General features: G+C 72.6%; 13 protein-coding genes. 5 read left to right on the top strand and 8 right to left on the bottom strand.

Annotated elements, in window-relative coordinates:
- Positions 1–42: 42 nt before the first annotated feature.
- A complete protein-coding gene (locus ACN28F_RS10545) occupies positions 43–1,041 on the bottom strand; it encodes a S1 family peptidase (RefSeq protein ID WP_421361339.1) in 999 nt (332 codons plus the stop codon).
- A 358-nt stretch (positions 1,042–1,399) separates the two neighbouring features.
- Between ACN28F_RS10545 and ACN28F_RS10540 the strand changes: the two genes are divergently transcribed.
- The 3 genes from ACN28F_RS10540 to ACN28F_RS10530 all read left to right on the top strand — a co-directional run bounded on the left by ACN28F_RS10540 (position 1,400) and on the right by ACN28F_RS10530 (position 3,449).
- Positions 1,400–2,068 (top strand): hypothetical protein, encoded by a 669-nt coding sequence (locus ACN28F_RS10540; protein ID WP_289207851.1) that lies wholly within the window; start codon positions 1,400–1,402, stop codon positions 2,066–2,068.
- Positions 2,065–2,736, top strand: coding sequence for a DUF4166 domain-containing protein (locus ACN28F_RS10535; RefSeq protein ID WP_289207850.1), 672 nt, complete (start codon positions 2,065–2,067; stop codon positions 2,734–2,736). The genes ACN28F_RS10540 and ACN28F_RS10535 overlap by 4 nt, the downstream gene beginning before the upstream one ends.
- 92 nt (positions 2,737–2,828) lie before the next feature.
- The gene (locus tag ACN28F_RS10530; protein ID WP_289211104.1) at positions 2,829–3,449 is read left to right on the top strand and encodes a TetR/AcrR family transcriptional regulator; all 621 of its coding nucleotides are present in this window, start codon (positions 2,829–2,831) and stop codon (positions 3,447–3,449) included.
- A 69-nt stretch (positions 3,450–3,518) separates the two neighbouring features.
- Here the strand turns inward: ACN28F_RS10530 and ACN28F_RS10525 are convergent, their stop codons facing one another.
- The 5 genes from ACN28F_RS10525 to ACN28F_RS10505 all read right to left on the bottom strand — a co-directional run bounded on the left by ACN28F_RS10525 (position 3,519) and on the right by ACN28F_RS10505 (position 8,210).
- Positions 3,519–4,007 (bottom strand): hemerythrin domain-containing protein, encoded by a 489-nt coding sequence (locus ACN28F_RS10525; RefSeq protein ID WP_421357583.1) that lies wholly within the window; start codon positions 4,005–4,007, stop codon positions 3,519–3,521.
- A gap of 633 nt (positions 4,008–4,640) precedes the next feature.
- Positions 4,641–5,606 (bottom strand): hypothetical protein, encoded by a 966-nt coding sequence (locus tag ACN28F_RS10520; RefSeq protein ID WP_421357582.1) that lies wholly within the window; start codon positions 5,604–5,606, stop codon positions 4,641–4,643.
- 272 nt (positions 5,607–5,878) lie between these two features.
- A complete protein-coding gene (locus ACN28F_RS10515) occupies positions 5,879–6,475 on the bottom strand; it encodes a hypothetical protein (RefSeq protein WP_421357581.1) in 597 nt (198 codons plus the stop codon).
- Positions 6,472–7,242, bottom strand: a complete 771-nt coding sequence (locus tag ACN28F_RS10510) for an alpha/beta hydrolase (protein ID WP_289207847.1) — start codon at positions 7,240–7,242, stop codon at positions 6,472–6,474. The genes ACN28F_RS10515 and ACN28F_RS10510 overlap by 4 nt, the downstream gene beginning before the upstream one ends.
- Positions 7,185–8,210, bottom strand: coding sequence for an AraC family transcriptional regulator (locus tag ACN28F_RS10505; RefSeq protein WP_289207846.1), 1,026 nt, complete (start codon positions 8,208–8,210; stop codon positions 7,185–7,187). Before ACN28F_RS10505 ends, ACN28F_RS10510 begins: the two co-directional genes overlap by 58 nt.
- Before the next feature lie 169 nt (positions 8,211–8,379).
- Here ACN28F_RS10505 and ACN28F_RS10500 point away from each other — a divergent pair, with 169 nt between their 5' ends.
- Together ACN28F_RS10500 and ACN28F_RS10495 are read left to right on the top strand one after the other, a co-directional pair.
- Complete coding sequence (locus tag ACN28F_RS10500) at positions 8,380–9,201, top strand: NAD(P)H-binding protein (RefSeq protein ID WP_421357580.1); 822 nt, start codon at positions 8,380–8,382, stop codon at positions 9,199–9,201.
- Complete coding sequence (locus tag ACN28F_RS10495; RefSeq protein ID WP_289207844.1) at positions 9,189–9,620, top strand: DUF4345 domain-containing protein; 432 nt, start codon at positions 9,189–9,191, stop codon at positions 9,618–9,620. The genes ACN28F_RS10500 and ACN28F_RS10495 overlap by 13 nt, the downstream gene beginning before the upstream one ends.
- Positions 9,621–9,685: 65 nt before the next feature.
- Here the strand turns inward: ACN28F_RS10495 and ACN28F_RS10490 are convergent, their stop codons facing one another.
- Both ACN28F_RS10490 and ACN28F_RS10485 read right to left on the bottom strand, forming a co-directional pair.
- Positions 9,686–11,014 (bottom strand): hypothetical protein, encoded by a 1,329-nt coding sequence (locus ACN28F_RS10490; protein ID WP_289207843.1) that lies wholly within the window; start codon positions 11,012–11,014, stop codon positions 9,686–9,688.
- On the bottom strand, positions 11,011–11,655 hold the full coding sequence (locus ACN28F_RS10485) for a DUF1349 domain-containing protein (protein ID WP_421357579.1): 645 nt from the start codon (positions 11,653–11,655) through the stop codon (positions 11,011–11,013). The genes ACN28F_RS10490 and ACN28F_RS10485 overlap by 4 nt, the downstream gene beginning before the upstream one ends.
- Positions 11,656–11,705 lie beyond the last annotated feature (50 nt).

Below are 11,705 nucleotides of genomic sequence, written 5' to 3'. Positions count from 1 at the left end.
GTGTCGACCCTGGACGGCCCGGCACGGTGTTGGTGCCGGCGGTCAGACCAGCCGCAGCGTCGGGTACGCCGCGAAGACCGCGTTGAGCGGGGCGAAGTACGTCGTACCGCCGGTGGTGCAGTTTCCGCTGCCGCCGGAGGTCATGCCGAGCGCGACGGTGCCGGCGAACAACGCACCGCCACTGTCACCGGGCTGGGCGCAGACGTTGGTCCGGATCAGGCCCCGGACGGTGCCCTGGGGGTAGGTGACCGAGGCGTTGACGCCGGTGACCGAGCCGGAGCGGACTCCGGTAGTGCTGCCGCTGCGGCGGACCGACTGGCCGACGTACGCGTTGCCGACCGAGGTGATCGACTGGCTGCCGGGGTAGAGGTAGACCGCGCCGGGGCGGGCGATGCTGTTGTTGGTGTACTGCACGATGCCGTAGTCGTTGCCGGGGAAGCTGGAGACCACCCGGCTGCCGAGCACGGTGCTGCGGCTGGAGTTGGCGTACCAGGTGGCGGCGCTGGCGGTGCAGTGCCCGGCGGTGACGAAGTAGTTGGCCGTGGAGGTGCGGACGTTGAAGCCGAGGGAGCACCGGGAGCCGTTGCTGCCGTAGATGGCCTCGCCGCCGGCGATCATCAGGCTGAACTCGCCGTCGGTGTGTTCCAGCCGGGCGGCGTCGCCGGCGGCGGCGACCGCCGCTTCGACCAGGGCCAGCCGGTGGCCGGTGACGGTGCTGTCCACGGTGACCACGACCTGGTTGGCGGCCAGGTCGATGGCGCGGGCGGTGCCGACGAAGGCGGCGGCCCGTTCGATCCGGGCGGTCACCGCTTCGAGGTCGGCGCTGCTGTAGGTGACGGTCCTGGCGACGGCGCCGGCCTGGCGGGCGGCCCGGGCGGCGGTGGCGTCGGTGACGGTGACGACCATCCGACCGGTGGCCTCGTCGAGGTACGCCCCGGCTGAGCGGTCGCCGAGTTCGGCGCTGATCTCGGCGGCGGTGTCCGCCCCGGCGGCGAACAGTGGTACGGGTGCGGCCTGGGCCGCCGACGGCCAGAGGGCCATTCCGACGAGCAGCAGCGGGGCGGCGAGGGTGGCCGCGGCGCGCTTGACGGGGGTGCTGATGGCTGGCACGTGCGCCTCCTGTGGTGTGGGGGTGCGTGCGGTACGCCGGTCGGCGTGCCTGGAGAGGGGTGCGGTACGCCGGTCGGCGTGCCTGGAGAGGGATGGACAACTTTGACTATCCATCTCCCTCGATCTCGTGCCCCAAAGGCTCCCATCCCAGCCGGAAGGCCACAAGAACTAACATTGGGGAGAGGTACCCCGTGTTATGGCGGTGCCGCCGTCCGTCAATCTTGAGCGACTGCTCAACCTGGTGCTAGCCTCTGTTTTGAGCGACTGCTCAAATTGGGGGCGATCACTGGTGCTGTACATCGAGACGCTGATCCGCGCGCCGATCGAACGGGTGTGGCAGCACACCCAGGACCCGGCCCGGCACAGCCGGTGGGACCTGCGCTTCACCCGGATCGAGCCGTACGGTCCGCACGAACGGTTCCGGTACGCCACCCGGCTGCTGCCCGGCCTGACGATCACCGGCACCGGACAGTCCGCAGGCGAACGTCGTCGACCGGACGGCTCCGCCACCTCCGTGCTGCGGTTCGCCTGCGACCACCGGCTGTCGCTGATCCGCTCCGGCCACGGCTTCTGGCGCTACCAGCCGACCGCCGACGGCGTACGGTTCTGGACCGGCTACGACTACACCCCCGGGTGGGGCCGCTGCGGACCGGTCGCCGACCGGATCTTCCGTCCCGTCTTCGGCTGGGCCACCGCCTGGTCGTTCGACCGGCTACGCCTGTGGCTGGAGCGCGGCGTACCGCCGGAGCGCAGCCGCGACCAGGCACTGGCCGAGGCCGCCGGCCGGCTGGCCCTGGTGGCCGTCGCCGTCGCGCTCGACCAGCGGCTCGCGCTGCTGGCCGTACCGCTGGCCGTGCTCGCACCGCCACTGCCCGGCACCCCGGCGGCCCGACGGTGCCGGCCACGCCACTATCGCCGAACCCCGGCGGTCCACATCGAACAGAAGGCAACCCGGTGACCTCGATCTTCCAACGGGCGCTCGGCGCCGACTTCGACCGGCTGCATCCCCACCTGCAGCGCCGCTTCGGCATCAGCAGCGCGCAGTCCACCGGCTGCGTCGGCACCGGCGTGATGGACCGGATCTGGCACGGCCCGGCGGTCACCCTGCCGTTGCTGCGGCTCGGGGCGACCCGCCACATCCTCTTCCCCGAGCAGGGCAGCAACGTCCCGTTCTGCATCGAGAACTACGCGTACCGCGACAGTTTCGGCCGGGAGACCGTGACGTTCGTCCGGTCCTTCGACATCGCGCCACACCGGCGTCGCCGATTCGACGCGACGATGGTCTACAGCCCGCAGCGGTCGGCCATCGTCGACTACCTGGGCACCCATCAGCACTACGGGGTGCTGCTGGATCTGCGGGTCGACCGGCGCGGCGCGCTGACCATCCGCACCGGCGAGCAGCGGTACGCCGGCCACCGGTTCCCGGTCGCCCTGTCCGGCGCGGCCGAGGTGCGGGAGTGGTGGGACGACGCCGACGACTGCTTCCGGATCGAGGTACGGGTGACCAACCGCTTCCTCGGTCCGGTCTTCGGGTACCGGGGCCGGTTCACGACACGGTACGTGGACACGGGGACGGCCCCGGTACCCGCTGCCGTGCGTCCGGTGCGGGAGAATCCCCGCATATGAGCTCTGATCCCCGGCCGGTGAGCCCCGACCCCGGGCCGGTCGGCCGCCGCACGCGCGCCGGGGCCCCGGCCAGCGCCACCAGGCAGCGCCTGATGGACGGGGCATTGCAGGCGATCCGCCAGCACGGCATCGCCGGGGTGTCCGCCCGCACCGTCGCCGCCTGCGCCGGAGTCAACCAGGCGTTGGTGTTCTACCACTTCGGCACGCTCGACGACCTGCTCGCCGCCGCCTGCCAGGCGGCCACCGCCGCCCGGGTCGCGCATTACCGGGACCGGTTCGCGGCCGTCCGGTCGCTGCGGGAGTTGCTGGAGCTCGGTCGTGACCTGCACGAGCAGGAGCGTCGCAACGGCAGCCTGGCCGTGCTCGCCCAACTGCTCGCCGGCGCGCAGGTCGACGACCGGCTCGCCGCACCGACGGCCGCCGCGCTGCGGTTGTGGACCGACGAGATCGAGCAGGTGCTGTGCCGGGTGCTGGCCGGGTCGCCGCTGGCCGAGCTGGCGGACCCGGCCGGGCTGGCCCGCGCGGTCACGGCCGGGTTCATCGGCCTGGAGCTGTACGACGGCATCGACCGGTCGGGTGCCGATGCCGCTGTGGCCACGTTGGAGCAGTTGGCGGTGCTCGCCGACGTCGTCGACGAGTTGGGGCCGATCGCCCGGCGCGCCGTCCGTGGCCGGCTGAGCTCCCGTCGTCGCTCCGGCCCACGCTCGCGGTAGCCCGCGTACCCGGCCCATCAGGCGCGGCCGGGCCGGCGGCGGACAACGCAGCGGCGGACAACGCAGCGGTCACAGCGGCCCGAGGACGGTACGGGGGTCCGCCGCCAACGTCAGCGTCTCCAGGATCGGCAGCAACTGGCGTTCCTCGTACCGGAAGTGCGACTCCATGACGGCAGCCAGGCCCTCCAGGTGCCGGTCCAGCTCGGCGGGCGTGGCGCAGGAGTCCACCGCCGCCTGCAGACCGCCCAGCAGGTGCGCGATCATCGAGTGGTCCTGCCGCAGGTAGTAGAGCGTGTCGCGCAACTCGGGGTGCTGTGCGGCGACGGCGGGGAACAGTTCGCGGTCCTCGCCCTCGTGGTGGGCGGTCAGCGCGGCGCAGAAGCCGTGGCAGTACAGCAGCAACTGCCTGGTCGCCGGTGCCACCGGCTCGCCGGCGGCCACCGCCTGTCTGGTCACGGCCAGCGCGTCGCGCAGCTTGTCGTGGGTGGTACGCAGCTCCCGGCTCCAGGCCACCAGCCTGGCCGCCGCGCCCGTACCCGTCGAATCGCCCTCACCCATGGGTGACGGGCGAAGGGACGACGGTGATCATTGTCGTGCTCCCTTCGGTCCGGCGCCTCCATGTCTGACACGGACTGCCACCGACACGCGACGCTGAGGCGACCTTAGCACCCATTGTCGACCCGGTCCGGCGTCACCCTCGTCCACCTGGATCGACTGTGGATCGGCTATTGCCAGGGGGTCGTATTTTCGATGGCGGAGGTGGCGGGCGGTTGATAGGATTGTCCTACGTCGAACTCACGGGGAGACAGACCACATGTTCAGCCTTCGCATTCGCGCCTGCATTTGTCGATGACCAGACCAGCGATCCGACGTCGTTTCGCTCGATAGTCGCCCGCTGCCGCGGCTGGGCCGCGCAGCCAGGTTCCCGGTCCCCGCCAATCCACTTACCGGGTGGCCCCGAAGTGGTCCACCGATTCTCAGCCGCCAGTCGTCACGCTGGTGGTGACCTGTCGACTCGGTACCCGTTCACGCCGTCGGACACTGCTGTCAACGTTGGCCTCCCGCACCGTGCGGGCGGTCCATGCTGGCTGTCCGAGGCCGGCCATGACGTTCCTGGATTCCGCAGGTCGATGTCAGCGGAGGTGATGCACGATGGAGACCGACTGAAGCATTCCTGGGCCCCGGTCAACGTTACCGACGGGCCGTGGGAAACCACTGCACGCCGTACGCGAGATACAGCTCCGGCTCGTCGAACTCCGCGTACACCTCACTGACCGCGTCCGGCTGAATCAGTTCCCTTCCGGGCTGCGGTGAATCCAGCAACCGCACCGGCTCCCCGGTCACTCGCCGCACCCAACTGGGCATTCGGTCAGGGTCGAATCGCACCCGCAGTTCGAAGCGTCGGCACCGTCGTGTCGCGGTCAGGACGTAATGCGGGTATGCGACCTGGCTCGGGCCCAGCCGGGTCACCACACAGAAGTCGCACGACTCACCGGCGGCGAGTGGCCGGGGCAGCCCGACGACCAGTTGTGAGCGCTGGGGCAGCGGTCGCTCGTGCCGGATCGTCCGACCGCCCCAGTGGACACCGGCCTCGATGTCGAGGCCGGTGCTGCCTGGCGGGCAGGGCAGCGACATGCCGAGGGTGATCTGGTCGAGACCGTCGTGGTCGGCCACGATCCGGCGTTCCTCGTACGCCTCCATCGTCGGGGTGTCCAGTCGCACCAGTACCCGCAGCCGGTCGACGTGCCAGCCCGCGCCGGCCGGTTGTGCGCTGCGTCGGCCCAGCTCCCGGCCGATAGCCTCGGCCAGCAGTACCTCCGCCTCGTTGATCCGGCGCAGTGCGGTCCGGTCCTCGCGACCCAGCTGCCGGGCCAGCCAGGCGACCCGGCCCCGGAAATGGGTCTCCTGGGCCTGCGGGTGCAGCCCGAGGGCGACCCGGGCGGCGAGCGCCATGTCGTCGGGCAACTGCCGGGCCTGACCGTTGAGCTCGGCCACCACCCGTTCGCGCAACTGGGCAGGGTCGTCGGCCCGGCCGGCTCCACCGGTGCCGCAGAGCGCCCGCAGGTGGTCGCCGATCCGGCCGGACAGGTTGGCGGCGGACACCCCTCGGCCGGCCCGCAGTGCGCGCAGTTCGGACTTGATCTCCGTCACGGACACCAGATGTCACCGCCCTTCCAAGGAACGTCACCTTGTCCACTTCGTGACACCAGCGGCAGATTTTGTCATGTGTGCTGAGTTTCGCAGCCGGGCACCGGCGGTTGACACTGGTTCCCGGCGTGATCCGACGTGATCCGCTCCTGAGCCGGAGGCGTGTGCCACCGTGCCGCCCTCCGCAGCCCGGTCTGTGGGGCCGGGGCCGGTTCACGTAACCACGTGGACAACGGGGATGACTCCGGTACCCGCAGCGGTGCGTCCGGCTCGACCGGGCGTCAGCCCGGGGTGTGCGCCGCGCCCGCCGGGTCGAAAAGGGACTCCGGCGGGCCGGCGGCGACCGGGCCGGCCCGGTGCGGCGGCGGCGCGAGCTGGCGGGTCGGCTGCCGGCTGAACAGCCGTACGCCCCGGTCGGTGGCGGTGCGCGCGGTGACCGCGAGGGTGACCAGATGGACCGGGTCAGGTGGGGCGGTGAAGCTGCGGGTGCCCCAGCGGACCCAGATCGCGACGCGGCCGGCGGCGGCCTCGGCGAGCAGCTTCTCCACCGTACGGCGCCGATCGGTGTGGTCGATCTCGACCACGACCGGAGCGCCACCGGGCCGGGCGCAGGCGACGTCGACGACCGAGTGCCTGTCGGCCATCGGTGGCGGCAGCGGCAGGACACTGGCCGCGCGGCGGTACACCCGCCAGCCCTGCCGGGCACCCCAGTCGGCGACGGCGTCGACGAGCAGGGCGGTGACCTGGTCGGTGGTCAGGTCGGTGAAGGTCACCGTGGCGAGCCGGTCCGCCAACGAGCCGGCCACCGTCGTCGCCGGGTCGTCGCCTGCCGCCGGCTGGCCCGCAGCAGGGTCGCCACCCGCACCCGGGTCGGTCACAGCGGCAACCAGGCGATCACGTCGCGGATCTTGGCGTCCCAGTAGCTCCACAGGTGGTCGCCCGGTCCGAAGTCGATGGTGACTCCGACACCCCGGTCCGCGCAGGCGTCGCGGAACCGTACGTTGTCCGGATACAACTCGTCCTCGGTGCCGCAGCCGACCCAGAGCCGAGGCAGCGTCGCCGGGTCGGCCCGGTCGAGGACGGTGAACAGGTCGTCGTCGCTGCCGGTGACCTCCCGGTCGCCGAAGACCCGGTGCATCAGCGGGTCGGTCGCCGACACCGGCGGGCCGTGCTGACGGGCGCCGACATCGAGTACGCCGGAGAGGCTGGCCGCCGCCGCGAACCGCTCGGGCCGGCGCAGCGCCCAGCGCAGCGCACCGTACCCGCCCATGGAAAGGCCGGCGACGAAGGTGTCCTCGCGCCGCCGGGAAACCCGGAAGAACCCCTCGACCACCGCCGGCAGCTCGGTGGAGAGGAAGGTCCAGAACGGTGCGCCGTGCGCCTCGTCGGCGTACATGCTGCGGTTGACCTGAGGCATCACCACGGCGAGCCCCCGCTCCTCGGCGTAGCGCTCGATGGAGCTGTAGCGGGTCCAGGCGGTGGCGTCGTCGGTCAGCCCGTGCAGCAGGTAGAGCACCGGTGCGGCGCTGTCGCCGCCGCGCGCGGGGGCACCGATCCTGGTCCTGCTCTGCTGCGGCAGCAGAACGGTCATCGAGGTGCCCTGCTCCAGGACGTCGGAGAAGAAGTCGACCCGTAGGAGTGCCATCCGCCCAGTGTGCCGGTTCGTCGTCGGACCTGACCCGGTGGCACCCCGTACGCCCGTTTGAAGGCCCGACAGAACGCCGCCTCCGACTGGTAGCCGAACCGGCGGGCGACCACGGGCAGCGGATCGTCGCTGCGTTGCAGGTGGTCGTGGGCCAGCTGCAGCCGCCAGGTCGCCAGGTAGCGGATCACCGGCTCGCCGACGAGGTCGGTGAAGCGGGCTGCGAACGCCGACCGGGACATGTCCACCTGCCGTGCCAGGGCGTCGACGGTCCAGCCCCGCTCCGGGGCCCGGTGCAGCGCGGTCAACGCCCGGCCGATCTGGTCGTCGCGCAGTGCGGCCAGCCAGCCCTGCCGGGCCTCCGGCGCGGCGTCCAACCAGGACCGGATGGCCTGGATCACCAGTACGTCGGCCAGGCGGGTCAGCATCGTCTCGCCGCCCGGCCGCAGCGCCTGCGCCTCCCGGGCGACCAGCCGCAGCGTGCTGTGCAGCCAGCCCGACTCGTCGTCGTCGAACCGGTCCAGGTGCAGCACCGCCGGCAGCTGCGCGATCAACCGGCGGGCGGCGACGTGGTCCGGGCGCAGCACCGCGTACGTCACCTGGGTGAGCTCCCCGCCGCCGCCGTGGCGCATGATCTCGTACCGGTCGCTGAGCTGCTGCACCGGAATGTCGAACAGCGGCAGCGTCGGGGTCGCGGGGGCGCTACGGAAGCGGTGCGGTACGCCGTGCGGGATCAGCGTCAAGCTGCCCGGCCCGATCAGGTACGGCTCGGCCCCGGCCACCTCCAACCAGTACCGGCCGGCGGTGACCACCTGCAGGGTCATGCAGCCGGGCAGCTCCGGCACGTCGACCCCCCACGGCGCGGTCAACTCGGCCCGGCAGTAGAGGGTGCCGGTCAGTCGGAACATGTGCAGCGTCTCGCCGAGCGGGTCGCTGACCGGCGGGACCACGCAACTGGGTGTCGTCCACACCTGCCCAGCATCCTTGGTGTTGTGCCGATCGTCCACTGCTCTGGACGATCGGCAAATAATGCCGGCAGCACAATCATTGTCCGGCCACGGCAGCCACGGCAGGCTGGTGACACGACAAGCGGCCTCCTGTTCCCCGGTGGGCCGCGCCGACCCGAAACGGGAGTTCCTCATGTCACGACCGTCAGTGCTCGTCACCGCGGCGACCGGCAAGACCGGCCGGCGGGTCGCCGACCGGCTCGCCGCACTCGGCCACCCGGTGATCCGGGCCAGCCGCAGCAGCGCCCAGCCGTTGCGCTGGGAGGACCCGGCGAGCTGGTCGCCCGCGCTGGACGGGGTGGACTCGGTCTACCTGTGCTACCACCCGGACCTCGCCGCGCCCGAGGCCCCGGCCCTGGTCGAGAAGTTCACCGCCGCCGCCCGCGACGCCGGGGTACGCAAACTCGTGCTGCTCTCCGGCCGTGGCGAGACCAACGCCCAGCGCTGCGAGGCGATCGTCGCCGACTCCGGTCTGACCTACGGCATCGTCCGCGCCAGCTGGTTCAACCAGAACTTCACCGAAGGCAGCCTGCTCGGCCCGGTCCTGACCGGCACGATCGCGATGCCGGCCGGCGGCGTGGCCGAGCCGTTCGTCGACCTGGACGACGTGGCCGACGTCGCCGTCGCGTTGCTCACCGACGACCGGCTCACCGGGCGGGCCTACGACGTCACCGGGCCACGGCTGCTGACCTTCGCGCAGGCGGCGGCGGAGATCGCCGACGCTGCCGGACGCGCCGTGACCTACCTGCCGGTCACCGCCGAACAGTTCCACCTCGGCCTGGTCGCCGAGGTCGGGCCGGACTACGCGCGACTGCTCACCGACCTGTGCACCGAGGTGTTCGACGGGCGCAACGCCGCACTCGGCGACGGCGTCGAGCGGGCACTGGGCCGCCCGCCCCGTGACTTCGCCGACTTCTGCCGGCAGGCCGCCGCCGTCGGGGCGTGGCAGCAGTGACCGCCGCCGCCGCCGGCCGGGCCGGGGCGGTGCCGCGTAGCCGTACGCAGGCGGTGATCCTCGCCGTCGCAGGTCTGGTCGTGGTCGGCATCGGCGGTGCGGTCCTGGCCGCCCCGGAGGCGTTCCACGCCGGCAACGACATCGAGTTCGGCGGCAACCCCAGCCTGCTCAGTGAGATCCGGGCCGCCGGTGGGGCGCTGCTGGCCACCGGCGTACTGGTCGCCCTCGGGGCGTTCGTCCGCCGGTTGACCTTCACCGCCGCGCTGGTCGGCGCGGCGGTCTACCTGGCGTACGGGCTGTCCCGGCTGTTCAGCATGGCGGTGGACGGGTTGCCGGCGACCGGGCTGGTCGCGGCCACGGTCGCCGAGCTGATCCTCGGGGCGGCCTGCGGGCACGTCCTGTACCGCCAGCGCGGCTGAGCCGCGCCTCGGGTCGTCGGGCCAGGTCGTCGGCGCGGCCGTCGGGCCGGGTCGTCGGGCCCGGGTCAACGGACCCGGGCGCGCCATCCGTCGAGGTCGGCGGCGAGCGCGTCGTCGCCGGCCACCCGGCACTGGTCGACGGCCACCTCCAGCAGCCGTTGCCAGGTCGGCAGGTACGCCGTCGGCCCCGGCACGGGCTGCCCCTGCCGTGGCCGGTGCGCGGTGGCGAACAGCGTGTGCGCCGCCAACACCAGCCGCCGCCCGTCGCCGTACGCCCGGGGCAGCACCTCGACGGCGAGCGCCGCCAACCGCGACACCGTGTCCAGCGACAGGCCGGACCACCATCGCATCGGCGTCGTCCAGATCAGCTCCGGCCGGTCCTGGCCGGCCAGCTCCTGCGCCAGCGTCGGCTGCCCGGCCGCGCCGGCGTGCCGCTGCACCGCCGCCGGCAGCGTCGGCGCGACCGCCCGGTCCAGCCACTGCGACGACGGCACCCACAGCAGGCCGCGACCCCGCAGGTTCGGCAGCACCAGCCGGGCCAGGCTCCGGCCGAACTCCGGCGGGAACGGCACCGGCGTGCCGGCGGCCGACAGCATCCCGTCGACCACCCGCAGTTCGGCCTCCAGCGCCTGCCGGTCCTCGTCCGGCGGCAGCCTGGCGACGATCGTCGCCGCCGGTAGGAATCCGTCGACGACCCGGCCGTCGACGAAGTTCAGCAGCGCCGACACGGCGGCGGCGCTGAACACGTACCCGCCGTCGGCGCTGTCGCTGTCGTCAGTCGTGTCGCCGTCGGCCCCAGCGGCGACGCTGTCGTCGGTCGTGTCGGGGTCGTCGCCGCCGCCGGAATCACTGTCGGGCTGGCCGTAGTAGCCCAGCGCGGCGTTCGCCGAGGCGACGGCGACCTGCGGGTCACCGTCGGAAGCCAGGGTCGCGGCGTTCGTCGCCAGCGTCCGGGCCAGGTCCCGCCGCTGCGGGTGCGCCGGGTCGCCGCCGGTCACCGCCAGGTAGATGGCCACCGCGCCGTCGGCGTCGACCTCCGCCGAGGCGGCCCAGCCCCGTACCGACTGGGCCAGCGCGCGACGGGCCAGCACATCGGCCAGCGACAGCTCCGCGTCGGCGACGGTGCCGACCGATCCGGCGTACGCCCGCTCGGCGTCGTCGAGCGCGGCCACCGCCGTGGCCGGGTCCCCGGCGGCGAGGTGCAGCGAGCCGAGTCGGTAGTGCAGCCCGCCCAGCCCGGCACGCAGTGCCGCGTCGTCCGGTGCGGCGGCGACCAGTTCGTCGGCGAGCGCGACGGCCCGGCGCTGGTGGTCGATCGCGCCCGCCCAGTCACCGCGTCGACTGTGCACGGTGGACCGGTCGATCGCCTCGGCGACACCGCCCGGGTGGGTCACTGGCCGCCGCGCAGGTCGTCGGGAACCTCGTCGACCAGGGCGATCCGCTCGAACGTGGCGGCGCAGCGCTGCCCGGTGGGGGACTGGGCGAGAAAGCCCACCCGGGTCGACCCGGCCGCGTCGCCGGCAAGCCGGAACAACCGGGCGAACTGCCACGACACCCCGTCGAGGGAGTAGTGGAACGCGTACGCCAGCCCTTTGCGCAGCACCCGAAGGTGGACAGTGGACGAGTCGACGGTGACCGTGTTCGCGTCGTCCGACGTGCCGTTGGTGACCACCGTCACCACCATCGGCTGCCCCTGCGGTGAAAACTCGAAGCAGAGCTTCGCCCAGTGCTCCTCGTCGAGGCGAAGGCACAGCACTCCGGCGTCGAACGCGGCGGCGAAGTCGACCGTGACCCGGGCCGAGAGGGCGAACTCGCCCGCCGGACAGTCGAACAGCAGTGCTGGCGCGTCATGCGTACGGTATGCACCGACCGGGTCGACGAACCAGTCCGTGCCGGCGCCCGCCGTGATCGACAGTGCCTGCCGGTCGGGGTCGTAGCCGGCTGCGACCGGGACGTGTTGCCAGGCCAGCGCCGGCAGGCCGGCGATCACCGGCGTGGGCGGGGTCGGTGGCGGGGACGGTGTCTGCGGTGTCATGGTGCCTCCGGGCGCATCGCGTCACGGACTCCGGCTGGGACTGTGATACT

This window comes from Solwaraspora sp. WMMA2101, from assembly GCF_049179175.1.
In the GTDB taxonomy this organism is placed as follows: domain Bacteria; phylum Actinomycetota; class Actinomycetes; order Mycobacteriales; family Micromonosporaceae; genus Micromonospora_E.
This window is presented reverse-complemented; position numbering and strand designations above follow the sequence as displayed.